General features: G+C 37.8%; 2 protein-coding genes and 1 pseudogene. All 3 read right to left on the minus strand.

From position 1 onward, the window contains the following. A pseudogene (locus tag M2132_RS11980) lies at positions 1-220 on the minus strand (hypothetical protein); the annotation flags it as partial. A 54-nt stretch (positions 221-274) separates the two neighbouring features. Continuing rightward, positions 275-697, minus strand: a complete 423-nt coding sequence (locus M2132_RS11985; protein WP_280673864.1) for a hypothetical protein — start codon at positions 695-697, stop codon at positions 275-277. Further along, the coding region (locus M2132_RS11990; protein ID WP_280673866.1) for an RHS repeat-associated core domain-containing protein at positions 684-1,664 on the minus strand (981 nt) is incomplete at its 5' end. The genes M2132_RS11990 and M2132_RS11985, both read right to left, overlap by 14 nt.

The raw sequence follows: 1,664 nt of genomic DNA on the forward strand, positions 1-1,664 counted from the left end.
ACTTATTGCTGATATTGTGAAGGTTGTCGTAACTCATTTGCAGGGTATATTGAGCCAAACCGCCATTGGTAGAAGTATAGTCGCCCACAGCCGAAATCAGACGGTAAAGACCGTCATATCTGTAAGTATGATAGAAAGACGGACTGGAAACCGAACTTACGTTACCTACAGCGTCGTAACCAATAGCAGGGCAGACCCGAAAGCCTACCCCACTATTCAATTTACCTACTTATGGTTGTCTTATTTATTGAAAAAAAGTAATCCTTGACTTTTTTCAGTTAACGCTGTTATTCAACGTTTGCCCTAATCTGAAATAATAGGTCTTATCTCCTCTATAAATAAAAATAGAATCAGAATTTGCCGGTTTATAAATAGAATCTTCCACCTGAACAAAGCTCATTAAATTAACCTCACTAATTGCATAATTAAAAGTATTATCTGTTATCGCCGCTTTTTGTCCATTAGAAAAATATAATAAAGTTCGACCAACATAAGCATTACTAATTCCGGTTTTTACTAATGTCCCTTTAAATTCTTTACTGATATTTTCTATTTCAGGAAATTGAGCGTCTTCTTTTTCCCGTTCTTTCTGGCTTCTTGAGTCTGTCGTAAAAATCAAGTACATTATCCATCCGAACAGCAATATTACAAACAGATTAATCAAGGGATTTCCTTTACTATTACTATTTTTTTCCATCTGGTTTATAAGAATTGGTTTTAAATCCCTTAGTATGGTTTTCCTGACGTCCTATATTAAAAACATCCAGAATTTTACCAATTGTTCCTTTTATAGCGCCACTTACACTAAATCCGGCAGAAACACCAGCACCATAAATATCTATATCTCCAACCTTTTTAGATTGGGATTCTCCTTTTGAAAGATTTACATTTATTGAAGCTGCCTTATTCAAGATTCTCTTAACTGCGAATTCAAAAAATGTTTCAGTGGATTTACCTTCCAAATCTTCTCCCGTAAATTGGCTTACTCTTTCCGGATAAACGGCATCAACTGATAATCCTCCCGAAACTTCTACATCAAGTTCTGCCCCTGTAGATCCAGTAGCATATCCATGAAATCCTTTATTATTACCTTTTAAGATCATTCCTAAAGAAACTTTACCTTCTCCAAATAATACAGCCCCAGCTTTTCCTGAAATAGAAAGAACAATCGCAGCAGGAGTCATCTTGTAGAGTGCATCTCCAATTTTATCGCCCATAGTGTCCCCAATCCAACCTGTCTTTTGATAATTATATGCAGCTTGAATATCTCGTTGGCTGACATTGAACCCTTGCCCGTAATCCAAACTACTAGATTGCTTCCCATTCGGATCAACATATTTTACTGGATTTTGCATACAATACCCATAAACAGCATGATTAAAGGAGTTAAATATACCACCACGATGTTGTCCGTCAATATAATTCTCTTTCTCAAAAGGGTTATATATAGCCAGCGGGTCTACACTCAGCCATAGACTGGTATGGGGGTCGTAATAACGGGCGCCATAGTAATACAAGCCGGTCTCCTCGTCCAACTCCTTGGCATTAAATAAAAACGGCGTTTTCCATGTATTATTGTACCGCTCCTCGATAAACACCTCCCCGAAAGCCGTGTACTGGATGCTCTGAGCCATATCGCCGTTCGCGTCGGTAGTAATTGTCGT

Origin of the sequence: Dysgonomonas sp. PH5-45, from assembly GCF_029893235.1 — a bacterium.
Classification (GTDB): Bacteria; Bacteroidota; Bacteroidia; order Bacteroidales; family Dysgonomonadaceae; genus UBA1309.

Bases quoted from the DNA above. Each gene is read 5' to 3' on its own strand.
- M2132_RS11985 (WP_280673864.1), bottom strand. From the start codon at position 697: ATGGAAAAAAATAGTAATAGTAAAGGAAATCCCTTGATTAATCTGTTT.